The 25917-nt window shown below is 60.6% G+C and carries 28 protein-coding genes and 1 pseudogene; 19 read left to right on the plus strand and 10 right to left on the minus strand.

Features of this window, described 5'->3' with window-relative positions:
• Positions 1-5: 5 nt before the first annotated feature.
• Genes NCHU2750_RS24455 through NCHU2750_RS24475 form a run of 5 tightly spaced genes read left to right on the plus strand, consistent with a single transcriptional unit; the run spans position 6 to position 4255 of the window.
• A complete protein-coding gene (locus tag NCHU2750_RS24455; protein WP_119944412.1) occupies positions 6-1307 on the plus strand; it encodes an acetoin dehydrogenase dihydrolipoyllysine-residue acetyltransferase subunit in 1302 nt (433 codons plus the stop codon).
• 58 nt (positions 1308-1365) lie between these two features.
• Complete coding sequence (locus NCHU2750_RS24460; protein ID WP_119944413.1) at positions 1366-1689, plus strand: NIPSNAP family protein; 324 nt, start codon at positions 1366-1368, stop codon at positions 1687-1689.
• A 1-nt stretch (position 1690) separates the two neighbouring features.
• Positions 1691-2548 carry a hypothetical protein gene (locus NCHU2750_RS24465; protein ID WP_119944414.1) on the plus strand — a complete coding sequence of 286 codons (858 nt, stop codon included), beginning with the start codon at positions 1691-1693 and terminating at the stop codon, positions 2546-2548.
• An 11-nt stretch (positions 2549-2559) separates the two neighbouring features.
• Complete coding sequence (locus NCHU2750_RS24470; RefSeq protein ID WP_162939782.1) at positions 2560-3480, plus strand: 3-hydroxyacyl-CoA dehydrogenase NAD-binding domain-containing protein; 921 nt, start codon at positions 2560-2562, stop codon at positions 3478-3480.
• 22 nt (positions 3481-3502) lie between these two features.
• Complete coding sequence (locus NCHU2750_RS24475) at positions 3503-4255, plus strand: SDR family oxidoreductase (protein WP_119944416.1); 753 nt, start codon at positions 3503-3505, stop codon at positions 4253-4255.
• Positions 4256-4261: 6 nt separating this feature from the next.
• On the opposite strand, the gene NCHU2750_RS24480 is transcribed toward NCHU2750_RS24475, so the two are convergent.
• Positions 4262-5017 carry an NAD(P)-binding domain-containing protein gene (locus NCHU2750_RS24480; RefSeq protein WP_119944417.1) on the minus strand — a complete coding sequence of 252 codons (756 nt, stop codon included), beginning with the start codon at positions 5015-5017 and terminating at the stop codon, positions 4262-4264.
• A gap of 108 nt (positions 5018-5125) precedes the next feature.
• On the opposite strand from NCHU2750_RS24480, the gene NCHU2750_RS24485 reads away from it, so the two are divergent.
• The 7 genes from NCHU2750_RS24485 (at position 5126) to NCHU2750_RS24515 (ending at position 12004) form a co-directional block, all read left to right on the plus strand.
• Complete coding sequence (locus NCHU2750_RS24485) at positions 5126-5902, plus strand: GntR family transcriptional regulator (protein WP_119944418.1); 777 nt, start codon at positions 5126-5128, stop codon at positions 5900-5902.
• A 139-nt stretch (positions 5903-6041) separates the two neighbouring features.
• On the plus strand, positions 6042-7151 hold the full coding sequence (locus NCHU2750_RS24490) for a branched-chain amino acid ABC transporter substrate-binding protein (RefSeq protein WP_162939783.1): 1110 nt from the start codon (positions 6042-6044) through the stop codon (positions 7149-7151).
• Positions 7152-7276: 125 nt separating this feature from the next.
• Positions 7277-8227 (plus strand): branched-chain amino acid ABC transporter permease, encoded by a 951-nt coding sequence (locus tag NCHU2750_RS24495; protein WP_119944420.1) that lies wholly within the window; start codon positions 7277-7279, stop codon positions 8225-8227.
• On the plus strand, positions 8227-9222 hold the full coding sequence (locus tag NCHU2750_RS24500; RefSeq protein WP_119944421.1) for a branched-chain amino acid ABC transporter permease: 996 nt from the start codon (positions 8227-8229) through the stop codon (positions 9220-9222). The genes NCHU2750_RS24495 and NCHU2750_RS24500 overlap by 1 nt, the downstream gene beginning before the upstream one ends.
• A complete protein-coding gene (locus NCHU2750_RS24505) occupies positions 9219-10049 on the plus strand; it encodes an ABC transporter ATP-binding protein (RefSeq protein ID WP_119944422.1) in 831 nt (276 codons plus the stop codon). The genes NCHU2750_RS24500 and NCHU2750_RS24505 overlap by 4 nt, the downstream gene beginning before the upstream one ends.
• Positions 9973-10722 (plus strand): ABC transporter ATP-binding protein, encoded by a 750-nt coding sequence (locus tag NCHU2750_RS24510; RefSeq protein ID WP_245480507.1) that lies wholly within the window; start codon positions 9973-9975, stop codon positions 10720-10722. The genes NCHU2750_RS24505 and NCHU2750_RS24510 overlap by 77 nt, the downstream gene beginning before the upstream one ends.
• Positions 10715-12004, plus strand: a complete 1290-nt coding sequence (locus NCHU2750_RS24515) for an NAD(P)/FAD-dependent oxidoreductase (protein WP_119944423.1) — start codon at positions 10715-10717, stop codon at positions 12002-12004. The genes NCHU2750_RS24510 and NCHU2750_RS24515 overlap by 8 nt, the downstream gene beginning before the upstream one ends.
• An 82-nt stretch (positions 12005-12086) precedes the next feature.
• On the opposite strand, the gene NCHU2750_RS24520 is transcribed toward NCHU2750_RS24515, so the two are convergent.
• The 3 genes from NCHU2750_RS24520 to NCHU2750_RS24530 form a co-directional block, all read right to left on the minus strand.
• Positions 12087-13358, minus strand: a complete 1272-nt coding sequence (locus NCHU2750_RS24520) for an adenylate/guanylate cyclase domain-containing protein (protein WP_119944424.1) — start codon at positions 13356-13358, stop codon at positions 12087-12089.
• Between the two features lie 10 nt (positions 13359-13368).
• The gene (locus tag NCHU2750_RS24525; RefSeq protein ID WP_119944425.1) at positions 13369-14982 is read right to left on the minus strand and encodes an MDR family MFS transporter; all 1614 of its coding nucleotides are present in this window, start codon (positions 14980-14982) and stop codon (positions 13369-13371) included.
• Positions 14983-15081: 99 nt separating this feature from the next.
• Positions 15082-16257 (minus strand): HlyD family secretion protein, encoded by a 1176-nt coding sequence (locus NCHU2750_RS24530; RefSeq protein ID WP_119944426.1) that lies wholly within the window; start codon positions 16255-16257, stop codon positions 15082-15084.
• 136 nt (positions 16258-16393) lie between these two features.
• On the opposite strand from NCHU2750_RS24530, the gene NCHU2750_RS24535 reads away from it, so the two are divergent.
• Positions 16394-17329, plus strand: coding sequence for a LysR family transcriptional regulator (locus NCHU2750_RS24535; protein WP_119944427.1), 936 nt, complete (start codon positions 16394-16396; stop codon positions 17327-17329).
• A 107-nt stretch (positions 17330-17436) separates the two neighbouring features.
• On the opposite strand, the gene NCHU2750_RS24540 is transcribed toward NCHU2750_RS24535, so the two are convergent.
• Positions 17437-18180 (minus strand): SDR family NAD(P)-dependent oxidoreductase, encoded by a 744-nt coding sequence (locus NCHU2750_RS24540; RefSeq protein WP_119944709.1) that lies wholly within the window; start codon positions 18178-18180, stop codon positions 17437-17439.
• 92 nt (positions 18181-18272) lie between these two features.
• Here NCHU2750_RS24540 and NCHU2750_RS24545 point away from each other — a divergent pair, with 92 nt between their 5' ends.
• On the plus strand, positions 18273-18827 hold the full coding sequence (locus NCHU2750_RS24545; RefSeq protein WP_245480508.1) for a TetR/AcrR family transcriptional regulator: 555 nt from the start codon (positions 18273-18275) through the stop codon (positions 18825-18827).
• Between the two features lie 236 nt (positions 18828-19063).
• Here NCHU2750_RS24545 and NCHU2750_RS24550 read toward each other — a convergent pair whose 3' ends face one another.
• From NCHU2750_RS24550 to NCHU2750_RS24560, 3 genes are read right to left on the minus strand one after another with little or no spacing between them, the layout of a single operon-like run.
• Positions 19064-20074, minus strand: a complete 1011-nt coding sequence (locus NCHU2750_RS24550; protein ID WP_119944711.1) for a zinc-dependent alcohol dehydrogenase family protein — start codon at positions 20072-20074, stop codon at positions 19064-19066.
• Between the two features lie 35 nt (positions 20075-20109).
• Positions 20110-20964: an NAD(P)-dependent oxidoreductase gene (locus NCHU2750_RS24555; RefSeq protein WP_162939784.1), complete on the minus strand. Its 855-nt coding sequence runs from the start codon at positions 20962-20964 to the stop codon at positions 20110-20112.
• Between the two features lie 59 nt (positions 20965-21023).
• Entirely contained in the window at positions 21024-21533 is a 510-nt protein-coding gene (locus NCHU2750_RS24560) for an SRPBCC family protein (protein ID WP_119944429.1), read from the minus strand.
• Between the two features lie 101 nt (positions 21534-21634).
• Here NCHU2750_RS24560 and NCHU2750_RS24565 point away from each other — a divergent pair, with 101 nt between their 5' ends.
• Entirely contained in the window at positions 21635-22528 is an 894-nt protein-coding gene (locus NCHU2750_RS24565; protein ID WP_119944430.1) for a LysR family transcriptional regulator, read from the plus strand.
• A gap of 253 nt (positions 22529-22781) precedes the next feature.
• Here NCHU2750_RS24565 and NCHU2750_RS24570 read toward each other — a convergent pair whose 3' ends face one another.
• Positions 22782-23345, minus strand: a complete 564-nt coding sequence (locus NCHU2750_RS24570; protein ID WP_119944431.1) for a TetR/AcrR family transcriptional regulator — start codon at positions 23343-23345, stop codon at positions 22782-22784.
• Between the two features lie 97 nt (positions 23346-23442).
• On the opposite strand from NCHU2750_RS24570, the gene NCHU2750_RS24575 reads away from it, so the two are divergent.
• Together NCHU2750_RS24575 and NCHU2750_RS24580 are read left to right on the plus strand one after the other, a co-directional pair.
• On the plus strand, positions 23443-24447 hold the full coding sequence (locus NCHU2750_RS24575) for an NADP-dependent oxidoreductase (protein ID WP_502703878.1): 1005 nt from the start codon (positions 23443-23445) through the stop codon (positions 24445-24447).
• A 32-nt stretch (positions 24448-24479) separates the two neighbouring features.
• A complete protein-coding gene (locus NCHU2750_RS24580) occupies positions 24480-24788 on the plus strand; it encodes a putative quinol monooxygenase (protein WP_119944433.1) in 309 nt (102 codons plus the stop codon).
• A 180-nt stretch (positions 24789-24968) separates the two neighbouring features.
• On the opposite strand, the pseudogene NCHU2750_RS24585 reads toward NCHU2750_RS24580, so the two are convergent.
• A pseudogene (locus NCHU2750_RS24585) lies at positions 24969-25067 on the minus strand (IS6 family transposase); the annotation flags it as partial.
• A 246-nt stretch (positions 25068-25313) separates the two neighbouring features.
• On the opposite strand from NCHU2750_RS24585, the gene NCHU2750_RS24590 reads away from it, so the two are divergent.
• Both NCHU2750_RS24590 and NCHU2750_RS30670 read left to right on the plus strand, forming a co-directional pair.
• Positions 25314-25514, plus strand: coding sequence for a hypothetical protein (locus NCHU2750_RS24590; RefSeq protein WP_119944434.1), 201 nt, complete (start codon positions 25314-25316; stop codon positions 25512-25514).
• Between the two features lie 224 nt (positions 25515-25738).
• Complete coding sequence (locus NCHU2750_RS30670; protein WP_162939785.1) at positions 25739-25894, plus strand: hypothetical protein; 156 nt, start codon at positions 25739-25741, stop codon at positions 25892-25894.
• Positions 25895-25917 lie beyond the last annotated feature (23 nt).

Genomic DNA, 25917 nt, shown 5'->3' on the forward strand with positions numbered 1-25917 from the left:
GGCCGATGACTAATCATCCCATAAGCATCGAGAGCGCCGGCGGCGAATACATGGAGTCCGTCCTCGTCATCGGCTGGTCGGTCCGGCCGGGTGACAGGGTCAAGGCTGGCGACCTCGTCGTCACCGTCGAAACGGCGAAGGCCGCTACCGAAATCGAGGCCGATCGCGATGGATGGTTGGCCGAGATCAATTACCAGGAGGGGCAGGAGGCGCCCATCGGCGCCGTCCTCGGGACGATTTCCGAGACCGAGCCCCAGGCTGCGGCCCCGAACACAATCGCAGATGCCGCGCAGGCTGCGGCCGTCCCGCCAACAGAGGCGCGAACAGGCGGACCGGCCTCCGCGACACCCGCAACAAGGATCGTCGCCAGTCCGCTCGCCCGCCGCCTTGCAGCACAAGCCGGGCTTGACCTTGCCGCCATCGCGGGATCCGGGCCAAACGGCCGGATCAAGCAGCGGGATATCGCCAGGGCGATAGGCCAGCGTGAGGAACGGCACCCTGAACACCGGTCCTCAGTGGCGGCGGTGAAACCCGATCGGGCGGCGCCCGTGGTTTCGCCATCGATTGCGCCCGCAGCGTCGATTCCCGTCGTGCTGCTCCATGGTTTCGGCGCAGACAAATCCGCCTGGCGACAGGTGCTGCCACTTCTGGGCAAGGATATCAGGGCGATCACCATCGACCTGCCCGGACACGGTACCAATGCGGCACATAGCGCCTCCAGCGTCGAAGACCTGGCCGGTTTCGTATCGGAGAGACTGGAGGATGAAGGCATCGAGCAGGCGCATCTCGTGGGCCACTCGCTCGGCGGTGCGACGGCGCTTTGCCTCACCGGTATCGGTCGGATCGCCGTGCGTTCGTTGACCCTGCTGGCGCCGGGTGGCCTCGGGCCAGAGATTGCAGGAAATTTCATCCAGGGGCTGACCCGTTCCACGACGGCGGCGGCGCTGGAGCGCTGGCTCGCCTTCATGCTCGCGGATGCCGCAGCCCTGCCGCAAGGCTATGCTTCAGCCGTGCTCCGCCAGATGGAGAAGATCGGCAACCAGGGTGCACTCGATACGCTGGCCAGCCATCTGTTCTCCGGCGATACGCAGCTTTTCGACGCTGGCCCTGCATTGTCGCGGCTCGACATCCCGACACGGATTGTCTGGGGGCAGTCCGATCGGGTCATCCCGTCCCGGCACGCCCTGCAGGCGCCGGGCTTTGCGGCCGTCCATCTGCTCCCCGGTGTCGGCCATGTGCCGCAGATGGAAAATCCGGCACTCACAGCACGATTGATCATGGAGACGATCAGGAGCGCTGGCGCATGAACCAGGCCCTTCGGGCCTTTCCGTCCGGCAATCACGAGCAGAGATCAAGGAGCACAAAATGATCTTCGACCATCGCACCTATACTGCCAAGCCCAACATGCTTCCGAGTTTCCTCAAGCTTTACGAGGAAGTCGGCCTGCCGATGCAGCGGCACTATCTCGGAGAACCCTTTGGCTTCTTTCAAACTCACATCGGCGACCTGTCCCGCACCGTCCACCTGTGGAAATACGACAGCCTCGCGGACCGCGAAGAGCGCCGTGACCGCATGGAAGCCGACCCCGAATGGCAGGCCTATCGTCGCAAGGTGATCGAAACCGACTACCTGGCCGACATGCGCAACCAAATTCTCAAACCCGTATCCTTCTTCATTCCTGGAAAGTAATATGCATCTTCATTTTTCGGCCGAGGGCCAGACCTGGCCGATCAAACTGACCGGTACCGCCGAGAGGACGCGCAGCGCGATGCTGCGCACCCTTCCCCTTTCGCTGCAATTGCACACGCCGAAAATCGCCGGCAGCCATATCTACTGGCATGCCCCCTTCGTCGAAGACGTCGAAGGCGCAACGCATGTGCTCGATGCACCGGCGGGAGCCTTCCTCTACTGGCCCGTGCGTCAGTTTCTGGAAATCACCTTCGCTCCGCTGCAGGCCGAAACGGCGCAAGTCACCCTGCTTGGCGTGCTGGATGCTCCGATCGAGGGGATCGCCTCGCTTGCGGCGACCCTCAAGCGCGATCAGGGGCGACGCATCATCACCGGCAGCCTGACATCCGTCGACTGCGAGATGCCTGACCCGGCTTCCCCCTCCGTGCTTCCCGCCGATATGGTGGCGGCCCGCCAGCGACTATGGGCCGGCATGCCCGCCGATATTGCCCAGGTGACGTCATCGCGTGCCATCATGCATCCGGCCGGCCCGGTGTTTGCCGCCGAAGGAGAAGCGCGCGTATTGCACGAGCTGCTTTGGTGGGCACGTGCAGAACTTGGCAGCCGCGACCACCATATGCTGCGCCAGACGGCGGCGCTTGCGCTCAACAAGACGGCGACCCGCCTGCGCGACTTCTGCCATATGGACGAGACACCGGCACTGCTCTTTTCGCTGGAAGCGGCGATGACAGGGCCCCTGCCTCTTGCCGCACTGCTCGATGAAGCGATCATCGTCGCCGGACGTATCGGCGCCTGGCTCGATCTGCTCATTCCATGGAACGACCTCAACGAGGCCTTCCGAAGCGCACTCGACAAATAAGGACATAGGTGGTGAAAAAAACGATCGGGATCGTCGGGTTCGGCGTCATCGGGCAGCGCTGGGCGGCAGCCTTCTGCCATGCCGGCCATGACGTTCGTGTCTATGATCGCGCCATTGATCAGGAGGCGGCCTTCCGCGAACTGCTCCCGAGCCTGCTGGCCGACCTCGACGCGGTTCGGCCGCCGACCGGCGACCTGGGAGAGATCCGCTTGTTCTCATCCCTGGCAGAGGCAATGACGGGTGTGGACTTCGTTCAGGAGAACGGTCCCGAGACCCTGGAAATCAAGCGCAAGCTGCTTCCGGAAATCGAGAGCTACGTGGGTGATCACGTCGTCATCGCCTCTTCATCTTCCGCCCTTCTGGTTTCCGAGATGCAGCCGGACTGCCGTCTGCCTGGCCGTATCGTGCTTGGACATCCGTTCAATCCGGCTCATCTGATGCCGCTGGTCGAGATCGTCGGTGGCAGGCTGACCGATCCGGCATCGGTGCAGGTTGCAAGACAGCTTTACGAGGATATCGGCAAAAAGCCCGTCGTGATGAACCGGGAGATCACCGGCCATCTGGCATTGCGCCTGATGGGCGCGATGTGGCGGGAGGCGATCGCGCTTGTCCGCGACGGGGTTGCTTCCGTCGAGGACGTCGATCGCGCCTTCATGTATGGACCTGGTCCGAAATGGACCCTGCAGGGCTCTTTCATTTCCAATCAGCTGAATGCGACGGGAATGGAAGACTTCCTGCGGAAATACGGCCCGACCTATCAGGCAATATGGGACACGCTGCTGGATGCCACGCTCGACGAGCCAACGATTTCGGCCGTCACCCAGTCGACGGCCGCCGCCGTCAGTGGTCGCAGCCAGGAGCGGCTGAAAGCCGAGCGTGAGGCCGGACTGGTCTCCGTCCTCAGAGGTGTAGCGGAACACGGCGCGCTTTAAGCGCCTGCAAGGAGAGGTGGACATGACATATCGCTGTGCTCTGGTGACCGGCGCATCCAAGGGGATAGGTGCCGCCATTGCTGCCGCATTGGTGGGCGAGGGCCTTACCGTCTACGCGCTCGGACGCAGCGAAGGCCCGTTAGCCCAACTCAAGTCGCAACTGGGAGAGAGGTTGATCCCGCTTGCCGCCGATGTGCGCGACCATGGTAGCATCGCGGCGAAGCTTGCCGGCGTCGAGATCGATGTTCTGGTGAACAACGCCGGCGGCCTATCCAGTGTCCGTCCGCTGCAGGAACAGACGCACGAGGAAATCGAGGAGGTGGTGGCGCTCAACCTTACGGCGCCGCTCCAGCTTATCCGCCTGCTGCTGCCCGGGATGATTTCCCGCAAGCGCGGCCACATCTTCAATCTCACCAGCACGGCAGCGTCCGCCGTATTTCCGGGCACGGCCGGTTACGGCGCCGCAAAGGCCGGCTTGTCGCAGGCCGGCCGTGTTCTCCGCTACGATCTCGCGGGCACGGGCGTGAGGTTGACCGAGATCGCACCGGGCAGGGTGGAGACACAGTTCTATCTGAAGGCCTTTGACGGTGACGCTGCCGGCCTGAAGGAGCGTATGTATGCCCATCAGCGGCCATTGCGGCCGGAAGATGTGGCCTCGGTGCTGGTTTGCGCACTCAACCTGCCACAACATGCCGATGTTGCCGAATTGATCGTATCTCCGACGGATCAGGCGGCCGGGGGACACATATATCCCGCGGCCCCGGACGTGTTCTAAGCGATATCAGGTTTTCGCCGCAGTCGTCAGCCGGGCGAGCACGGCGTCGCAGGCAGCCTGCCATGCCGCAGGCTGTCCGTGCTGATCCAGGACTGAAAGCCCAAGCTCGGTAATCCCGCCTGGCGTCACCAGATCCTTGAGGATGCGCTCCATCGGCTCCGGGCTTTCGGCAATCATGCGTCCAGCGGCGACAAAGGTCCGGGCCACCAATTGGCGCATCATTCCTTCGTCGGCACCATGGTCCCGACCCCAGATAACGCTCTGGCGTACAATATCCTGAGCCCAGCCGTAAATCGCCGCGTTGACAGTTGCCACCTCGAACTCGTCTTCACTGCCAAGAGCTATGGCTGGGCCGAGATGCGAGATCAGACCGCGCGCCTCGGGTATATCCGGGTAAAAGACGGTGGGGCTGGCATTGATCTCGGTTGCCGTCAGCGGCATGGCCCTGACGATGCGTGCGGCAATCTTGGGGAACTGTGACAATGCCACACCGGCGCAGACGGAAATCACGACCTGCCCGGCACGCCATGGCAGTCCCTCCAATGCCGCCGGCGCATCCGCCGGCCTGACCGCCAGAATGACGATATCGGCACGCTCGACCAACTCGCGGTTATCGGCGCAGACGTCCAGACCATAGAGCCCAGCCAACTCGCGCGCCTTGCCCCGTGGCGACAGCAATATCCTGCTATCACCGCCTGACCGTACGAGACCGGCAATCATGGCAGCCGCCAGATGACCTACACCAACAATGCCTATTGCCATATTATGTCCTCTCCAAGAGGTTGAGATTGCATCTGTAACGCGCTAAAAAATTCATCAACTGCATATACAACTGTCGACAATGTAGATCGACTTCGGATCGTCCCCCCAATGAAAACTCCACTGCAAATCGATAATGATCCTGTTTCAAACATCGCTGCCGAACAGGAGACACGGAGGGCCGCCGACAGCAGCGAGCGCGCCTACAACACCATTCGGAAACTTCTGGTGGAGTTCCAGCTGAAGCCGGAAGAGCGCATCAATGAAATGCAGCTGGCCAAAAGCCTCTCGATTTCCCGTACCCCGATCAGAGAAGCGCTCAACCGTCTGGCTTCCGAGGGTTTCGTTTCGCTGACACCCAATCGCGGATTCTTTGTCCGCAGTCTGAGCACGGAAGGCCTCATCGATCTCTATGAGTTGCGGTCTATCATCGAATGTTCGGCCTTCCGGCTGATGTGCGAGCGCGCTTCCGACGAGGACATCGGCAGGCTGCAATCCTACTGGGCCAATATCGTCGACGGCTACCGCGACCAACCCCCGGATGACATCCTTGCCGAGGACGAGGGGTTCCACATCCTCATTGCCGAACTGTCCGGAAACCCTGAAATCGTCGCTCAGTTGAACGCGATCAATGCGCGCATCCGCTTCATACGACGCATTCAGATCGAGCACAGTACGCATGACAAGACCCTTGTCGCGGCTCATTCGCAGATCGTCGACGCTGCCACAAGGCGCGCGGCGGGCGAAGGAATGGAATTGTTGCGCCAGCATATTGAACTCACAGTTTCGGCCACACAGCAGGCCCTCAAGGATGCGCTGCTGAAGGTCTATTCGCGCGATGAACCGAGGGCGAGGACGCGTCGCGGCCTCACAACCTCAAGTTCGTGAGTAAATCAGAAAAAAATTGAACGCAATAGTGTCGACACTTTCTTGACGTGTCTCTAATTGTCTGCTTCCATAGCGTCCAACGGCAAGAAGACCGGAACGGCCTGCTGTACGCGATCGAATTGCAACAATGGGGAACCACATGAAACTAGTTGCCGCGCTTACGCTCTCGACTGCCATGCTCGCTGGGCCTGTCTTTGCAAAAGACATCACCATCGGCCTTTCAGGCCCCACCACGGGCGCCCAGGCCTATTTTGGAACGACATGGCATAATGGTTTCAAGCTCTACATCGACAAGCTGAACGCCGCAGGCGGCGTCAACGGCGTGACGGTGAAGATCGACCAGGAAGATGATCAGGCCGACCCACGGCAGGGAACGCTCGTTGCGCAGAAATATTGCGATAACGACGATGTGGTTCTCGGCGTTGTCAACTTCAATTCCGGCGTCGCGCAGTCGACCCTGCCGATCTATGAGGATTGCTCGCTGCCGACCATGACATTCGGCTCCAATCCGTCGCTGACCCAGCAGGGTTACAAGTTCATGGTCCGGCCGGTCGCGAACGATTTCGCCGGCGCGCTGCTTCCGGCCGAATATGCGCTGCAGAAGCTCCATGCCAAGTCCGCGCTGATCGTCAACGACAAGCAGGTCTTCGGCCAGGGGATTTCTGAAATCTTCGCCAAGAACTTTACGGCTGGCGGCGGCAAGGTTCTCGATACGCTCTCGGTTGCACCGACAGACGTCGACTTCAGCGCAATTCTCGCCCAGATCAAGACCAAGAATCCCGACGTCATCTATCTCGGCGCCGTCATGCCTCAGCTTGCGCTTTTTGCCAAACAGATGCACGAGCAAGGCGTCAAGGCGACGCTGATGGTGCCGGATGGCGGCTATACGCCAGACTTCATCTCTCAGGCCGGCGCAGCGAATGTCGAGGGTGCGACGGTCGCCGTGCAGGCACCGCCGCTTGATGCCACTCCGGCGATTGCCGATTTTGCCACCCAGTACAAGGCCAAGTACGGGCAGGATGCCGGCCCCTATTCGATTTACGGATATGCGCAGGCGCAGATCCTGGAGGCCGTGCTGAAAAGCACCAAGGGCCTGACCCGCGAAGACATGAACGACGCCCTGCACAACGTGAAAGCTGATACGGCGATCGGCCACCTGGAATTCGACGACAAGGGCGAACTCAAGGTGGCTCCTTCCTATCTTTACAAGGTAGAGAATGGCAAGTTCGTCCTGATCGCCACGAAGTAATCGCAAGGCAGAGCGGTGTGGGCTCACGCTCACACCCGACGTTTCGTCTGCGCAACTGCGCTCCCTGCGGGGAGTGCGGTTGTCCCCTCTATCCGCCTTCCCAGGCGCCGGTGGACAGGACCCCCATGTTCGGAATCCTCATTCAACAAACCTTCAACGCCCTGACGATCGGTGCGATCTACGCACTCATCGCCCTCGGTTACACCATGGTCTATGGCGTCTTGCGCATGATCAACTTCGCCCATGGTGAGATGTTCATGCTCGGCGCTTACGGCGCGTTCCTCGTCCTTACGCTGCTCATAGGGGGGATTGGTGGCACGGGGGCTTTCGTCCTCGCCATCGTCTTTGCCTTGGCCGTCATCGGGGTAGGGCTGGTTGGTGTCGCTATCGAACGGCTTGCCTATAAACCGCTGCGCAACTCGAACCGCCTGGCGCCGATGCTGTCGTCCCTCGGCGTATCCCTATCGCTGGTGACGGGCGTGCAGATCATGGCCGGACCCCAGCCGATCGGGTTTCCGAATTTCTTTCCTGACACCCGCCTGCAGATCCTGGGCGGCACGGTGACGCTGGTGCAGATCGGCATCCTGGTGGCCGCCTTCGTGCTGATGGCGGCGCTTTATCTTCTCGTCAACCGCAGCCGGGCCGGCATTATCGTCCGGGCCGTTTCCGAGAGCAGGTCGACGGCGCAATTGCTCGGCATCAACGTCAATCTGGCCATTTCGCTGGTGTTCTTCTTCGGCCCTCTCCTGGGTGCCGCCGGCGGTATCCTCTATGCGAGCTACTATGGCATCATGTCGCCCACGATGGGTGCTGTCGTCGGACTGAAAGCGTTCACGGCGGCCATTCTTGGTGGTATCGGCTCGATCCCCGGGGCAATGCTGGGCTCGTTCATCCTGGCCTTCGTCGAGGTTGCCGGAACGGCCATCCTGCCCATCATTTCCGGCGGTGTCCTCGGCACCGAATATCGCGACGTGCTGGCATTCGTCATTCTCATCCTCGTCCTCCTCGTGCGGCCAGCCGGTATTCTCGGCGAGCCGGTTTCGGAGGAGAGCATGGTGTACAAGAGGGAATTCTGATGTCGTCTGTCGAAACCTCCGTCCAGCCCCGGCTGCGAGGCAACCGCGCCCTCTCGCTGCTCATCCTGGTTGCGGCCGTGGCGCTGATCGCAGTGACACCATTCCTGCCGAACTACTACGTGCGCGTCGCCAATGGCCTCTTGATCTACATTCTTCTCGGCATCGGCCTCAATATCGTCATCGGCTATGCGGGGCTTCTCGACCTCGGCTTCGTCGCCTTCTACGCCGTCGGAGCCTATACCTATGGCCTGTTGGCGAGCCCTCAATTGGGGCTGCATCTGCCATTCCTCCTGATCGTCGTCATAGCAGCCTGCGTCGGAGCGATCACCGGCATCCTGCTCGGCCTGCCCGTGCTGAAGCTCAGGGGCGACTATCTGGCGATCGTCACGCTCGGCTTCGGTGAGATCATCCGCATCCTGATGAACAATCTCGACTGGCTGACCGGTGGACCGAAAGGCATTGCAAGGCTCGACAAGGCATCGATCGCGGGCATTGAGATCGCCAGGCCGACGGAAATCTACTGGCTGCTGATCGTCGTCGTGCTGATGGTGGCAACCTTCGTCTGGCGCATGGAAAAATCGATCCTCGGAAAGGCCTGGGCCGCAATTCGCGAGGATCAGGATGCCGCACGCGGCATCGGCATCAACACCACCAATGCCAAGCTCGCGGCCTTTGCCACGTCTGCCACGATCGGCTCCATTGCCGGTGTCATCTTCGCGGCATCCCAACGTTTCGTAAGCCCGGACAGCTTTGCCCTGCAGGAATCCGTCCTGATCGTTCTGATGATCGTTGTCGGCGGCATCGGCAATATCCTCGGGATCGTCGCCGGAGCCGCCATCCTTATTCTTTTGCCGGAAGTTCTGCGCGAATTCGCAGAATGGCGCGTGTTGTTCCTCGGTTTGCTGATGGTCGCACTCATCATCGTCCGACCAGCCGGGATCGTGCCGCGCAGCTTCGGGCCGGAAAAACTCATTCGGGGGCTTTTCGGGAAATGACACTCGTCTTTGATAAGCTGCGCAAGCAATACGGCAGCCACGTCGCGATAGATGACGTCTCCACGACATTCGAACCCGGCCTCATTCACGGCGTCATCGGGCCGAATGGCGCGGGCAAGTCGACACTGATCAATATGACTGCCGGTTCCTACATGGTTTCCGGCGGCCAGATCCTCCTCGACGACAAGAAGTTGAGTGGCCTCAAGAAATATCAGATCGCCAATTCAGGCATTGCCCGTACCTATCAGAATATCCGCCTGTTCGATCAGATGACGGCGCTTGAAAACCTGGAGGTCTGTTTCTACCCGACGCAGGTCGGTCAGGTCTGGCGAGAAATTCTCTGGCCGCCCTTCGCGGCGAAGCGGCGGATGGAGCGTCGCGACATCTGCATGGAACTGCTTTCCTTCTTCAATCTGCAGAACTATGCCGACGCCGAAGCCGGTAGCCTGCCCTATGGCCGCCAGCGCATGCTCGAAATTGCCCGCGCGCTGGTGATGCAGCCGCGCGTGCTTCTGCTCGACGAGCCCGCCGCCGGCCTGAACCATCACGAGACAGCCGAGTTGACCGCGCGGCTCGCGGAACTGAAGTCAGCCGGCCGCATCATCATTGTCGTCGAGCATGACATGGATCTGGTCATGACTGTCTGCGACCGCATCGTGGTCATGCATCACGGCCAGCTGCTGTTTCAGGGAACGCCTGCGGAAGTTCAGGCCAGCTCCGACGTCCAACTTGCCTATTTGGGAACCGCCAATGACATCGACGACATCAAGACCGCTGCTCAAGATCGCCGGGCTCAGCTCGGGATACGGACGCGTCGGCGTTCTTAACGACGTCGACCTGGAGGTCGACGAGCATGAGATCGTGGTCATCCTTGGCCCGAACGGTGCCGGCAAGACGACGTTGCTGAACTCGATCTCCGGCGTAGCGCGTGCGACGGCCGGGACAATCGAATTCGACGGAAGGGATATTACCGGAGCAAAGCCGGAACAGGTGGTCCGCATGGGCCTCGCCCACTGCCCGGAAGGCCGGCAGATCTTCCAGAGGCTGACGGTGGAGGAAAATCTCGTCGCAGCCCATATCGGACGCGGCGGAAGAAGCTTCGAAGCACTTAGAAACGAGGTATTCGAGCTCTTTCCCATCCTCAAGGAACGTCGCAATGGCATGGCGAGCAGAATGTCGGGCGGCCAGCAGCAGATGCTGGCCATCGGCCGTGCATTGATGGCCGAACCCAAACTGCTGATGCTGGACGAACCTTCGCTTGGCCTTGCGCCGAAAATCATCCAGCAGATCTTCCATATCATTCTCGATCTTTCCAAGGTCGGCATCTCCATTCTGCTGGTGGAACAGAACGTGCAACTGGCGCTGGAATGCGGAGACTACGCCTATCTGTTGAACACCGGCCGCGTGCGGGTGCACGGGCCGGCACAGGAACTGGCAGAGCATTCCGCCATCAGCGAACATTATCTCGGCGGCGCGACCGAGGAGACGATCCATGTTTGAAGTTGATTGGCACACACCGCATCTGTGGCGAAAGACGGCTGCCAAAAGGGCTGCCGCTTCGAAGCTTGCAGGTGATCTGAAAACCGATGTGATTGTCGTTGGCGGCGGGTTCACTGGCCTCGCATCTGCCTTGGGGGCCCGCGATAGCGGCATGAATGTCGTGCTTCTGGAAGGCAACGAGATCGGCTCGGCGGCCTCCGGGCGTAATAACGGCCTTGTCATATCCCACCATTCCAAAGCCTCGCCATCGGAATTCGAAGCGGCTTATGGCAAGGGACTGGGCGAACGCTATAACCGCATGGTGGCAGACGCAGCCGGTGTAGCCTTCGGCCTGATGCAACGGTTCAATATCGATGCTCATCAGGTACAGGAGGGCTGGATCCAGCCGGCGCATACGCAAAAGACCCTTGCCAGGGCCCGGCAGTTCCACGACGAATGGAAAGCATTCGGAGCCAATGTCTCCTGGCTGGACGGCGCGGAAGCCACCGCTCGTATCGGCAGCCCCTATCTCGGCGGCTGGATGGTCCACAATTCGGGCCATATCAATCCATTCGCAATGACGATCGGACTTGCCTCCGCCCTTGAGAGCGAGGGCGTGGTGATCTTCGAGAATTCGCGGGCAACGGCAATCGAACGGGTGGACACCGGCTGGAAGGTTTCGACTGCATCGGGAAGTGTTACGGCACCGGAAGTCATTCTGGCAACGAATGCGCTCACCGGCGACATCTGGCCGGGCCTGAAGCGCACGCTGATCCCGTTCAAGGTTTTCCAGGCGGCCACTCCTCCGCTTTCGGCGGACCTGCGCGAACAGATTCTGGTCGGCAATCCCGCCGTTTCCGACATGCGCAACGATCTGCGCTATTTCCATTATGACTGCGACAATCGTCTCGTCAGCGGCGCCACACATTCCTTCTGGTTCGATGAGGCCCAGCGTGGGCGCGACAAGGTTAGCCAGCTTCTGGGCAGAGCATTCAAGGCCTTTGGCGGACCGGCAGAAGTCCAGGAATACTGGCACGGCACGTTCGCGGTCGTTCCCGACCGGCAGCCGCGTCTCTATCGCCTGGCGCCGGGCCTTGTCTTCGGCGGCGTTTATTCCGGGCGCGGCGTCGCCTTGTCGATGTCACTCGGCCAGGAGATCGGGCGCTGGGCTGCGGGCAAGAGGACCGATGCCGAGATGCCGCTTCCTGTCACCTCGATGAAGCAGGTCCCCATGCACGCTGTTGCGGTGCAGGTCGCCAACAAGATGCATGCTTGGCACAGAATGAAAGACCGCCTGGATTGAATATTTCCGGCAGGAAGCCAAATTCGCCCGCGGTTGACATGCGGGATCAGACCCGCGAGACGCCGAGATGTGATATTGCATTTCAAGCCCGGGCTTGATTGGCCTCTACATCCCGGCGCTCCTTCAAAGGATCCATCGTTGCCCGACGGACTGACGGTTCGTCCATCGGGATCGTGAAGAGCTCGACTGGCGTCTCGAAATCTTCAAGGGCCTGGAACTTGGCGGAGACGGCGCCTTCGGCGCCCGACTTCTGCCGGAAGATATCCGACATCAGAATGGACTTGCCGAGTGAGTCGCAGGTCTTCTGAATCCGGCTGAGAAGATTGACGTCCGGACCGATGACGGTAAGGCCGAACCGCCGTCCCGATCCGATGTTGCCGTAGCTCACCTGCCCATAGTGAAGGGCGATCCCAGCCTCGAGGCGGATGCCGTCCTGCTCAAACCTTGAAAGCTCATTGAGTATGCGCCCGGCTGCGGTGAGCGCCTGTTCGCTAGCGAGAATGGCATTGGAGGCGGGAAAGAAGGCGAGTACGGCGTCCCCCATGAACTTCAGAACCTCTCCGCCCTGGCCGGCGATCACGGGGGTGACGATGTCGAAATAGGCGTTGAGCAGTTGTATGACCTTGCTGCTCGGAAGCCGGTTCGAAAGCCTGGTGAAGCCGCGCAAGTGGCAAAGCAGCAGAGCCGCCTCCATGGTCTCCACCTCACCCTGGCGGATGCGCCCGGCGAGTATTCGCTGCGCTGTGATCGGGCCGATATAGACGTCGAGCAGCGACAATTCGGCCTGACGGAGAGCTCGCATCTCGCAGGTATTGCGCAGTGCCGGCAGTATCCGCTCGATCGCCTCGACCTCTTGCCAGTTAAAGCCTGAGGTGCGCCTCGTTCCGAACATGGCCGCGCTGACGGGACCATCGTCATTGCAAAGTGGTGCGATCATGATCTGTGTCAGTTGCCTGTTCTCGAAGACGTCGATGTTTCGCCACTGCCATGTCCTGTCGTCGGCGTTGAAGATCATCGGCTCGCGGGACTCCATCGCCTTTCGCAGCGGGCTCGCGGTATAGGCCATCATCGTGCTGTGTTCGCGCTCATGGATTTCGATGGGCTCGGCAGGCGCCCATGCCAAAGTTCTGCCGAGGATCTCCGGGTGGAGCGTCGTCAGGTGAAGCGTCAGGCGATCGACTGGAAGGCCGATCTGGCGGAGCCGCTTTCCAAGCCCGGCGATCAGGCCGGCCTCGTCAATGGCATGGCATTCGTCGCCGGAGAGCCACTCCAGAATTGAGAGAACGGCTGTGGGATCGACAGCGCGACTGTGGCCCTTTTTGCCCGAGATTGGTTCGTCTATTGTCGTGATCATGTCAGTATCCTCAATGTGCGCCTGCGCCGGAGACGTGCCCGAGCTTCTTGAGAAGCAGTGAGGCAAACAGCGCAATGGCGAGTGTGACGCCGAGCAGGAAGAACGTGTCGCTGAAGGCCATGATATTCGCTTCTTCGCTGACGCGCCCGGCGACGGCGACGATTGCCTTGTGTTGTGCCATGGCGGGATCAGCGACGCCGTGGTTCAGGAAGTAGGCCGTCAGGTCGGCAATGCGATTTCGTGTTGCCTCTTGGAAGTTGGAAACGGCGTTTGTCAGAATATTCGAGTGGAATTGTTCTCGCTTCTGCTGGAACGTTTGCAGCATGGCGATGCCGATGGCGCCCCCGAGGTTTCGCATCATGTTGAACAACGATGAAGCGGAGCCTGCATTTTCCCCCTCGATGCCGGCGGTTGCCACGGCTGTCAGCGGTGTGAAGGCAAGGGCCTGCCCGATTGCGCGCACGACATTCGGCCAGAAGAGCTGATCACTGGCGTAATCTGCCGTCATGAAGACATTCATGAAGTTACTTGCGGCAAAGAGGGCGAACCCAGCGACGATCAGCAGGCGGGCATCGATCCGCTTCATCAGCCAGGGAACGAGCGGGATCAGAATAAGTTGGGGAATGCCGGTCCATGCGAGCACCACGCCGATTTGCTCGGAATTGTAGCCTTGGATACGGGTCAGATAGATCGGCAGGATGAAGACCGAGCCATAGAGCGCGATGCCCATCAGAAAGTTGGCGAGAATGCCGAAACCGAAGTTCCGACGCGTCAGAAGACGCAGGTTCAGAAGCGGATGTGGGGTCTTCAATTCAATGATCAGGAAAAGAACCAGGGAGACGGCGGCGATGACCGACAGGCGCACGATGAAAGGGGAGCCGAACCAGTCGTCCTTGTTGCCCTCTTCCAGCACTGTCTGCAGAGAGGCGAGACCGATCGCCATAGTGATGATTCCCGGCCAGTCGCCCTTGGCGAGCAGGCCAAGATTGATCGGTGCGCGGTCGAGAGAGGCCCACAGCATGGCAACCATCAGCGCACCGGGCACCAGATTGACGTAGAAAATGAACTCCCAACCGTAGTTTTCGGTCAGATATCCGCCGATGGTCGGGCCAATCGCCGGCGCGAAAGTCGCGGACAAGGCGAACAGCGAGAGGCCGATCGGCTGCTTGGCCTTTGGCAGAAGCGTGATGATAATGGTGAAGGCCATGGGGATCAGGACGCCACCGGAGAAGCCCTGGATCGCCCGAAGAACAATCATCTGCTGCAGATTGGCCGCGAAGGCGCAGGCGACGGAAAAGAGCAAAAACATCGCAGCGTTGAAGAGCAGGTAGTTCCGCACGGAAAAAACGCGTGCCAACCAGCCCGTCAGAGGAATGACGACGATTTCGGCGATCAGATATGACGTCGAAATCCAGCCGCCGTCATCGGTTCCCGCGCCGATGGCGCCCTGGATGTCGGCGAGCGATGCGTTAACAATCTGAATGTTCAGAATTGCCATGAAGGCGCCGAGCGTGGAGCCGATAACCGCGATCCACATCCGCATCGGGCTCATCTCCGAATGAGCCGCAGGCGCGGCTTGTGGCGCATGGTTGCTGTTGCTTGCTGTGGGATGCCGAATAGCCATGACTTTTCTCCGTCCGGAATGACCGGAATCTCGCATGACGCGGGTTGCGCGATAATCGTGAAGGGATGAGAAGGATTATCCGCCGCTAGCGGATAGTGCTCACCGGTCTTGCGCCTGGCTCTCGGCTTTCGTGTCGACATTGGGTTCCACCGACATGCCGGACCGCAAGAGGCCCGCGGTTGCCGCGTCATCGATCACGATCTTTACCGGGATGCGCTGTACGATCTTCGTGAAATTGCCGGTCGCATTGTCCGGAGGCAGCAGGGAGAATTCGAGGCCACTCGCAGGCGAAATACTGTCGACATGGCCGTGGATCTTCAGATTGGGGAAGCTGTCGACCTTGATTGCCACCGGCTGGCCGGGCTTCATGTCGGTGAGTTGGGTTTCCTTGAAATTTGCGACGACGTAGACCGCATGCAAGGGAACCACCGCCATCAGTTGCGTGCCCGGCGTTACGTACTGGCCGACGCGTATCGAGCGGGCGCCGACCGTGCCGTCAACGGCAGCGACGATATCGGTGTAGGAGAGATTGAGTTCGGCCTGTCTTGCGGCCGCGGCGGCCTCGTCGCGCTGGGCAACCGCTTGGTCGCGCTGCGTTTTGAGAACCGGAACCTTGTTATCGGCAGCGGTGAGCGAAGCCTGGCCTTGCTCCACGGAGGCTCGGGCCTGGTCCATCAAGGATTGCGTCTCTTGTGCCTTGGATTCTGTACTGGCACCGCTTGAAATAAGCCGCGCGTTTCTTTCCGCTTCTGCCTTGGCATAAACAAGGGAAGCGTTCGAGGCATCGAGTGACGCCTTGGCCTGTGCTATGACCGACTGCTGCAAAGTGACCTGGGCGTCGATATTGGCGATCGCTGCTTCGGCCGCCTTCAGGTCGGCACGAGCCTGATCGAGCGATGCCTGGAAGTCGCGGTTGTCGATGCGCGCGAGGACCTGCCCCGCTTTGACCGCATCGTTGTCGTTAACAAGCACATCCTTGATGTAGCCGGTGACCTTCGGAGCGATGGTGGTGTAGTCGGCCTTCACATAGGCGTCGTCGGTGGAGACGATAAACCGGCCAGTGGTCCAGTATTCGTGCCCGAAGTAAACGCCGTAAGCTGCGCCTGCGAGAAGTACGATGGCCAAAGCACCTCTCTTGATGACGGACTTTCTGGGTTTGACTGTGGCGGCCGATGCGTCTGCGGGCGCTTCAGTTGGTGCGGCGGGTATCGACTTGATCTTGCCTTCTGCTTCGTCGGAAATCTTGAAGGCATTCTTACGGGGTAGTTCAACCATGGTCATTCTCCTGGGGTGTGCCGCGCGCCGCGTGGCCTGTCTTTGGTTGAGCTGAAAATGCCCCGCTATTCCTCGGTTGATAATCCGCGTATATGCGTAAGCATCATACGCTGAGAGCGGATAATCGGAGAGGCGAATGGATCGGTTGACCAGTCTTCAGGTCTTCGGCAAGGTCGTGGAATGCGGCGGATTCTCGGCGGCGGCCCGACGATTGAACATGTCTGTCACGATGGTCGCGACCCATGTCCAGTCACTGGAAGACAAGCTTGGCGTGCGGCTTCTGAACCGCACGACGCGAAGGGTAAGCCTGACGGAGACCGGCAAATTTTACTATGACCGCTCCGCCCAGATCCTGTCGGATCTAGATGAAGCGGATCGGGCGGCCAGCGCTTTGACGAGTACGCCTCGTGGCGTGCTCAAGATATTCTGCACAACCGCAATCGTCCGCTTTCTCTCACCGATCATGGACGAATTCCTCGAGCTCTATCCCTCCGTCGCGCTTGACATGAGCATTGGCGAGCGAATGATCGATATGGTCGAAGAAGGGGTCGATCTCGTCATTCGAACCGTGCCGTCACCGGATTCTTCACTGGTTGCCAGGAAGCTCACGGCATGGCGACATGTCCTGGTATGTTCACCGTCCTACCTGGACATGCACAAGCCACCGACCTCTCCGGCGGACCTCGCGGCACATACGTGTCTTCGCTATAGCTACTATCCGTTCGGAGACGAATGGATGTTCGAGGACGAGGCTGGTGAACGGCACAGCGTCCGCGTCGGTGGGCCGTTTCTTTCCAACAGCGCCGAGAGCCTCAGGTATCTGACAGTACACGGCCGAGCATTATGGCTCGCACCCAGTTTTACAGTCGCTGACGATCTGGAAGCGGGAACGCTCGTGCGCCTGCTTCCTGGTTATCGCGGCGTCGAGTTTGCCATCAACGCGGTCTATCCCAACCGGAGCCATCTGCCGACCAAGGTCCGTCTGTTTATCGACCTCCTCGCGGAACGTTTTGCCGAGCATCGCAAGTGGATGAGTGAGGACCCCATGTCAGCACCGATGAATGTTCTCTGACACGCGGCACGCCTGCGCCAGAAAACAATTCGAAGCTGGTCATCCCCAGTTGCGTGAGCTGGGCGTGCCGAGGTCTTGGGGCCGTCGGCATATGCAGAGCGATCAATTTACACCGCTACAAAGCCGCCGTCGACGAAGAGTTCCTCGCCACCGACGAAGCTACTTTCGTCCGATGCGAGGAACAGTACGGCCTTGGCAATCTCGTCGGCCTCGGCCAGCCTGCCGAACGGAATGGCCTGGTGCATCCAGGCCTCGGCGCCGGCATTGTTCTTCAGGTAAGACTGCATCGCGGGTGTCAGGACCATGCCGGGGGATACGACGTTGACACGAATGCCATGGCTTTTCAGATCGGTCGTCCATGTGCGGGCAAGCGAGCGGATAGCAGCCTTCGTGGCGCTGTAGACAGACAGGGTGGCAAAGCCTTTGCTCCCCGCGCCCGAGCCCGTCAGGATAATGGCGCCGCCGCGCGGCATCATCGGAAGAGCCTTCTGTACGGTGAACACCGTGCCCTTGACGTTGATCGCAAAGACCCGGTCGAAATGATCCTCCTCGATGCCGCCCAGCGGCGCTGACTCGGAGACCCCTGCATTGGCATAGACCACATCCACGCGACCATGGTCGGCCTTGATCCTGCCATAGAGCCTGTCGAGATCGGCCAGGCTGCTGACATCGCCCTGAACGCCGACTGCACCGTTGCCGATGATGGCGAGCACCTCGTTCAAGCGATCCTCCCGGCGGCCGGTAATGTAGACATGGGCACCCTCCGCGGCAAAGGACTTCGCTGCCGTCAGTCCGATGCCGTCCGTGCCGCCGGTAATTACCACGACCTTGTTCTCAAATCGCTTCGTCACGTCGTCTGCTCCCATTTCATATAAGTGGAGGTTTGCTCCACTTTTTATATGGAGATATCCTCCACTTAACAAGGGTCAAATTGGAGAATATCTTGGCCGACGAAATTGCCCTGCGGGCCGATGCCCAGCGAAACAAGGAACTGATCCTGGCCGCGGCTGAAGAGGTCTTTGTGGAAAAGGGTGCCGGCGTTTCGCTGGACGACGTGGCAAAACGCGCCGGTGTCGGAATAGGTACGCTGTACCGGCGTTTTCCCACACGCGAAGATCTGCTGGCGGCGACATACAGCGCCCGGTTCTTAACGTTTGCCGCGGCCAGTCGCGCGCGAGATGCTGATCTCGATCCCCTTCTCGGGCTAAGCACCTATCTGGAGGAGCTCGTTCGGCACACGAATGTCTATCGCGGCCTTGCCGCATCGCTCGGAACGGTTCTGCGGATAGGCACGCCTGGATGCGTGGCTACCAGCGCTGAAGGATCCCGGCTGTTATCACGAGCACAGGACGCGGGCGTTGTTCGGGCGGACATCAGCTTCGACGACATTGTCTGCGTTGCAACCGCGATCTCGCTTGCGACAGAGAAAGACGGTTCATCGCAACAGCACATCGCTCATCTCGTGGGGGTATTTATCAGTGGGTTGGAAACCCGCTGATGCGGCGACCGCGGTTCGCATCCGGACTGATTTCGGCTGAGCCGCGAGGGGACGGGATCGTGTTGTCGACACCACAATCTCCAACGTCCATCGTGGCTCTGGCGGCAACCAAATCCGATGTTCTGAGGTCGCGCAACGCGAAACGCGCGATCTCAGTCTGTCATAGTCGATCCTGTGAGCCGTGGAAAATCAACACATCGGAAATTGCTATCTCCAGCACAGCCTTGTGCCGCCCGTCAGGGTATTGAAATGGCGATCTTGCCGAAATGCCGTCCACTTGCCTGCCACTCGAATGCCGAGCGTAGTTCGGCAAGAGGGAATGTCTGGTCGATCACGGGGCGGATGCCTGTCGTTTCCAGAGCCGCGACAAAATCCTGCTGGTGGCGACGGCTGCCGACGATCAGGCCCTGTAGTCGCTGCTGGCGTCGCATCAGCGTCGCGGTCGGAACATCTCCGGAAAAGCCGCTGAGCACACCGATCAACGCGATATGGCCATTATCCCGCGCCGCCTCTATCGATTGCGCCAGAGTGCCCGGCCCACCGACCTCAACGACGTGATCGACCCCGCGCCCGTCCGTCATCTCCCTGATGCGAGATCCCCATTGCGGGACATCGCGATAGTTGATGACCTGATCGGCGCCAAGCGCCCTTAGTCGCTCCAGCTTGGCATCCGAGGAGGAGGTGGCGAAGACCCGAGCCCCCATGGCGCGGGCGATCTGGAGGGCGTAGATGGAGACCCCGCCAGTGCCGAGCACGGCGACGGTGTCGCCCGCCTTCAATGCGCCGTTCACCACCAGCGCGCGCCACGCGGTTAGGCCGGCGGTCGTGATGGTCGCGGCCTCTTCATGGCTCCAGCCCCTGGGCGCATGGGTGACCCAATTGGCCGGAACGGTGATCGTTTCACGAGCATAGCCGTCAATGCCGTCGCCGGGTACGCGGGTGAAGACGCTTGGACCATCCGGTCCCTCCTGCCAATCGGGGAAAAACAGCGAGACGACCGCATCTCCAACCGCAAAGCCTTCGACCTGTTCGCCGATTGCGTCGATCACGCCCGCACCATCCGACATCGGGATGCGGTTGTCTGCGGCTGCATTCGGCAGGCTTGCGACGAGGTAGTCATGATAGTTGAGTGAGCTCGCCTTCAGCCGAATGCGGACCTCATCCGGACCGGGGGCGGGTGCTTCCGGGCTGTCCACCAGCGTGAGTGCCTTCAGACCGCCACCCGGCCGAATAATCATCTGCTTCATCATCTAGTCTTTCGTAGGAGTTGGTGCTGGCTGGCTCAGGGACGGGCCAGTTTGACGAGGGCACTCATATTCTCGCCGCCAAGGCCTGCATCGATCGCTGCGGCGAAGCGCCGGACCATCGTCTCTGCGAGTGGGAGGTCACCCGGCGCGCCTATGCTGGTGACATAAGCCATGTCCTTGGCGATCAATTCGATCGGGAACTGCGGGGCGTGATTGGCGCTGTGCATCAGCGACAGGAGATAGCCGCCGACCGGTGCGAAGGATGATGTAGTCGATAGCGCCGTGACTGCGCCATCGATGTCGAGCCCTTCACGCTGCATAAGGGGCAGCAACTCGGACCAAGCTCCGACCTGCAATGCGAGCAGGCTGTTGGTAACGAGCTTTATGACTGCGCCCGCACCGACCGCGCCGACGTGATGAAAGGCGTGGCCCAGTGGAGTGAGCAGGGGCCGTGCCTGTGCGATATCCTCGGCTTCGCCGCCGAGGAAATAGACGAGCTGGCCGGCATCTGCCTGCGGCCGCGAGCCAGAGACGGGCGCCTCGACCGCAATCCCACCGATCTTGCCAACTTCGGTTGCCCAGTCGCGGGCCCAACCGGGTGTAAGGGTTGAGCTTTCGATGGCGAGCGCATGCGCCGAGAGACCGGCGAGAGCGCCGTGATCCGGATCAAGCCATACGGCTCGCGATGCCGCGTCGTCCCGCACCATTGCGATCACCGCATCAGCCCCTGTCGCTGCGCTCCGTGGCGACGAACCAATCGTTGCGCCCGGCACTGCGTCGGCGGTCGGTATGGTGCGGTTCCACACGACCACTTCGTTTCCAGCTGAAACCAGCCGGCGTGCCATGCGCACGCCCATTGCGCCCAATCCTAGAATGGCAAGTTTCGCCATCGTTCGCTCCTGTGAATTTGCAGACCGCCGAGGCCATAGGCCTCCGCTATTCGGATGCATTACGCCTTTGATGCGCGTGCGGCGGCGATCAGACCGTCCAACCATTCCTGGTGGCCATTGATCATCGGGTTCGGCACGGCCTTCGCCAACTCCTTGGCTGGGGCACCATTTTGCGTTTCCTGCGTCAGGATGCGGACGCGTCCTTCGGAGAGATCCTCGATCAGCCAGGCATGATGGACGTCGAGGCGATTGTCGCCTTCACCCGACCATCCATGCCAGGCTACACGCGCCGGCTGACCTTTGACGGGCGCCACATGCTCGACAACCCGCGATTCGACCGGAAAGCCGAAGGTGCTGAAGAAGAAGCGCAGGCCGTTCTCCAGCGCGGGACCCTTGCCGTCGTAGAAGCGGACGTCAGCGGAGTTCTTGTAGTAGGTCGGCCATCTTTCCGGCTGGTTTAGGAAGGGCCAGATGTCGGCGGCGGTAAGCCCGGTGACAATAACTTCGTTCGAGCAAAAATTATCGGTAAAGCCGGGGACGTAGCCGGCAGGCCAGATGATATCAGACATGCTATCTTCCCTGTTTGAGCCAGTTGAGGCCCTGATGATGGCTTGATTTAGCCGGCAGTTCGGAATAACTCAAATTAGTTTAGTGGATTTCTGTCATCACCATGGAAGATATCAGGGCGCTTGACCTCAATTTGCTGAAGGCGCTTGACGCGCTGCTCGACACCCATTCGGTCACGCTCGCTGCCGATCGGCTGGGCCTGACGCAGCCGGCGGTAAGCGGCATGCTTAATCGACTGCGTGATACCTTTGGCGACCCATTGTTCGTGCGGGCGCAACGCGGCATTCTGCCCACCCCGCGTGCCATGGCCCTTGCTGAGCCGCTCAAGGCTGCGCTGCAGTCGATCGAAGCGCTGTTGCGCCCCGATGGGTTCAATCCCGCATCGGCCGAATTGACGGTAAGCATCGCAGCCACCGATTATGCGCAGCGCGCGGTAATCCTGCCGCTGCTCCTTGCCATCAGGACCGAGGCGCCCGGGATCCGCGTATCGGTCCGACCAGTCGACATTGGAAACTATGCGAACCAGCTTGAGCAGGGCCTGCTCGACATGGCGCTGGTGACGCCGGAGATGGCCCACGATCGTCTGCGCGCACGAAAACTGTTCGAGGAACATTATGTCTGCGTCCTGCGCCGGGATCATCCAGCGGTTCGGGCGCCATTTGACCTCGATGTATTCTGCGCGCTGGATCAGGCGATCATGTCACATGACGGCACGCAGTTTCGCGGCTCGACGGATGCGGCGCTCGACGCGATCGGACGCAAGCGGCGCGTCGTCACGGCTGTGCCGAGTTTCATGTTCATCTTGGATCTGCTGCGGGACTCCGATCTCTGTGCGCTCCTGCCAAGCCGGCTTATCGAAAAGACCGATGAACTTGCTGTCCTGGAGCCGCCACTCGATGTGCCCGGCTTCACCAAACTTCTGGCCTGGCACGAGCGAACCCAGCACGATCCGGCGCTTGGCTGGCTTCGCAACCGGATCGCACAACTGGTCACTTGATATCAACGACAGTATGGAACTCCGAACGGGAATATCCCGGGCGGGAAACGACTTGAAGAGACGCGCCAACCAGAACGCAATGGATGGTGGCGGTTAAAACCAACCTGAGACGCTGCGCGCCTCAAGCTCGGCTCGTCTTCCTCCGGGGATAGGAGCGACTTTTCCGGTAAGTCTTACTCGGCAATTTCACCATAAAGCCGCTGTCGGCGAATTGCATTCCGAGCTTCCAAGACGATAGAAAGACCGCAATGCGTCAAACTGCAGATTTGGCCTGTGTCGTGACAATGGCATCGGCGATGATCGCAAACACGTGGTCCGAGCGTGGCGCAAGGGCCGGCTGGTCCGCGACCCAGGACAACGCCCCGACGAATGCGAAGAGATCCGCCCCATCCATGTCGGTGCGCGCCTCGCCCTTTTCCTGCGCACGCAGCAGAAGGCGGGTGCCGGCAGCTTTCATCGCGACGCAGGAGGCGTGTAGCGCAGAGCCCTCGTCCTCGATCGCGGCGACCATGGAGCGGATCGTGCCGCTGTAATCGTGTGCGATGGCCACGGTCTCGCGCAGCCATGTCACCAAGGCCGCGCCTGCCGAAACCTCCGCCTTGAGCGCGACCGCGCGTGCCGTCAGCGCCTCGAAACGGTCGTGCAGCAGCACCTCCAGCAGCGCCTCACGCGTCGGATAGTGCCGATAAAGCGTCCCCAGCCCGACACCTGCGGTGCGGGCGATGTCGCGCAGCGATGCCTCCTCCCCGCCAGATGAAAGAAGGTCGCGAGCGACGGCGAGAATATGGTCACGATTTTTCTGGGCGTCGGCGCGCATGGCTTCCTTGCAAAACGGAACACTGCTCCATATATGTGGAGCATCGTTCCGATTATGCAGATTATGACGCAGAGGAAAAGCCATGTTGTCAGCTAGGATGAATGCAGTGCGTATTCACGCATTCGGCGGCCCTGAAGTGCTGCGCTACGAGGTCGCGCCGCGTCCCGAACCTGCCCCGGGTGAACTTCTTGTGCGCGTTCACGCCATCGGGCTGAACCCGCCCGACTGGTATCTTCGCGAGGGCATGAAGGATCTGCCGCCCGAGTGGCGCCCGCATCCGCACTTCCCCATCATTCTCGGCACCGACATATCCGGCATCGTCGAGGCCCTTGGTGAAGGCGTTTCGGGTTTCGCTGTCGGCGATGAAGTCTATTCCATGGTGCGCTTTCCTGAAATGGGTATGGAAGGCGCCGGCGCCTATGCAGAGTTCGTCAGCGTGCCCGCCTCGCAGGCGGCAATCAAGCCGGCCAATCTCGGCCATCTGCACGCGGCCGCTGCGCCGATGTCGCTGCTGACCGCATGGCAGTTCCTGATCGCGGTCGGCCACGACGAGCCCAACCCGGTCGCCCCTCGCCCGCACGTGCCGGTGCCGCTCGACGGCAAGACAGTGCTGGTAAACGGTGCCGGCGGTGGCGTCGGCCATTTCGCGGTACAGCTTGCCAAGTGGAAGGGCGCTCGCGTCATCGCCGTTGCCTCCGGCAAGAACGAGACGCTCATGCGTGAACTGGGAGCGGACGAGTTCATCGACTACGCGAAGATCGCCGCAGATGAGGTGGCACGCGACGTTGACCTGGTGGTGGATGCCGTCGGCGGGCCAACCTCGGCGCGCTTCCTCAAGACGCTGCGGCCTGGCGGTGCGCTGTTCCCGATCTTCCCGCTCGGATTCGACGGCTGGGCGGAAGCGGAAGCGCGCGGTGTCGCCGTCTCGGCGGTCCAGGTACGCTCCAGCGGCGCGCAGCTCGCCGAGGTCGCTCCCCTGCTGCACGATGGCACGATCCGCGTCGTGATCGACAGCAGCTTCCCGCTTGCCGAGGCAAAGGCCGCACACGAGCGTGCTGCCCGCGGCAGCATCCAGGGCAAGATCGCGCTGACTGTCGCCTGACCAACCGCAAGCGCACAGAAGAAGGCTGTTCCATGCTGATCGTCACTGGCACGCTGTCCTTGCCGTCTGCCGACCTCGCCGATTTCATCGGCGAGGTAAAGATCCTGGCCTCCATCGTGCGACAGCGCGACGGAAACCTGTCCTACGATACCGCCGTGCTGGACGCGGCCACCGGCCGCCTGCTTGTGGCCGAGCGCTGGCAGGACTGCGCGGCGCTGGATGCGCATCTTCATGCCGATGACACAGCCGCGTTCATTGCACGCTGGCATGAGCGGATGCGGGGAGATGTACGCATCTATGACGTCGACGACGAGCGCCCCCTTGAGGCCGATCGGGAATGAAGCGGCGGCAATCAGCGATACTTATCGAAACAGTTGCTAGGCGTGTCTCGCCTACCTCAACGAAGAGTCTCAAGTGGACTTGGCATGCCTGTCTTGGAGGGCGAGGTTTCAGCGGTCTGTCTCGTTCGCGACTTTAGGTCAGCCGACCACGCTTGAGCCGGATCAGCCGATCCGCGGCTGCGTCACCGCTTGCACAATCAGCCATGCCTCGAAATGCCGTCCTGTGAAATGGTCTTTCGACTGGCGCTTCAACGTCTCGGCAATGGAATTCAGAATCATGGTTAGGCTCCGCTACATCGGGAGCGGAATTTCCCCAAGCGTGGTGAACGGCGCGTTAAACGCAGAAATTTGCGACAAGCCCGGCAGGCGTCGGTCAAAATGCCGCGATCGGATTTTGACGAAATACCAGACGCATTCACTTTTCCCTGTTGTCAGATCGCATTCTCTATCTTAGAATCATTCTAAGATTTATGAGTTCGGGGCTCAGGTTTAGATCCCCGGCATTGCGAAGAAGGAGAACTATCCATGTCCAAAGATACGTCCTGCAAGTCCTGCTCGTTCTATGAAGACCACGTCGTAAACGCCGGTTCGGCTCCTGCAGATGCAGGCCTCTGTCGCTTCAACCCGCCGGTCTCCCAGCCGGAGGTAAACTCGCGTGGTCTGTGGCCGGTAGTTTCGGCGAATGACTGGTGCGGCCAGTTCGAAGGCGACGCAAAGGCTGCCTGATCGGCCCATACGTCATCTCGGTTCCATTGAAGGGCGGCCCCTCGGGTCGCCCTTTTGTCTATTGTGGCCCTGCGATCGAAAGAGGTTCATATGGCTCAGCGATCATCGTGCGGCGGCAACCAGGCTGATACGGGAAGGCAATAGTCGCCGATAACTCCGGCTGTGATCGTCGCGGGCGGCCGATCCTCGTTGGCTTTCGCCTTGACCTCCGCTACAACGATCGCATGAGCGATAACGTCATCAAATTCCAGCGCCCGAAAAAGCCGAAGCCACCGCGGCAGGCGCCGCCATGGCTGAAGCGCGTCCTGACAGTACTGGCCGTCATCGTCGCATTTGCCGCTGTTTACGCCTATTACAGTCTGACCGGGGCACCGAACTGACGTGACCGGAGGGAAGGGGACTG

The sequence above is a fragment of the Neorhizobium sp. NCHU2750 genome, assembly GCF_003597675.1.
Taxonomy (GTDB): domain Bacteria; phylum Pseudomonadota; class Alphaproteobacteria; order Rhizobiales; family Rhizobiaceae; genus Neorhizobium.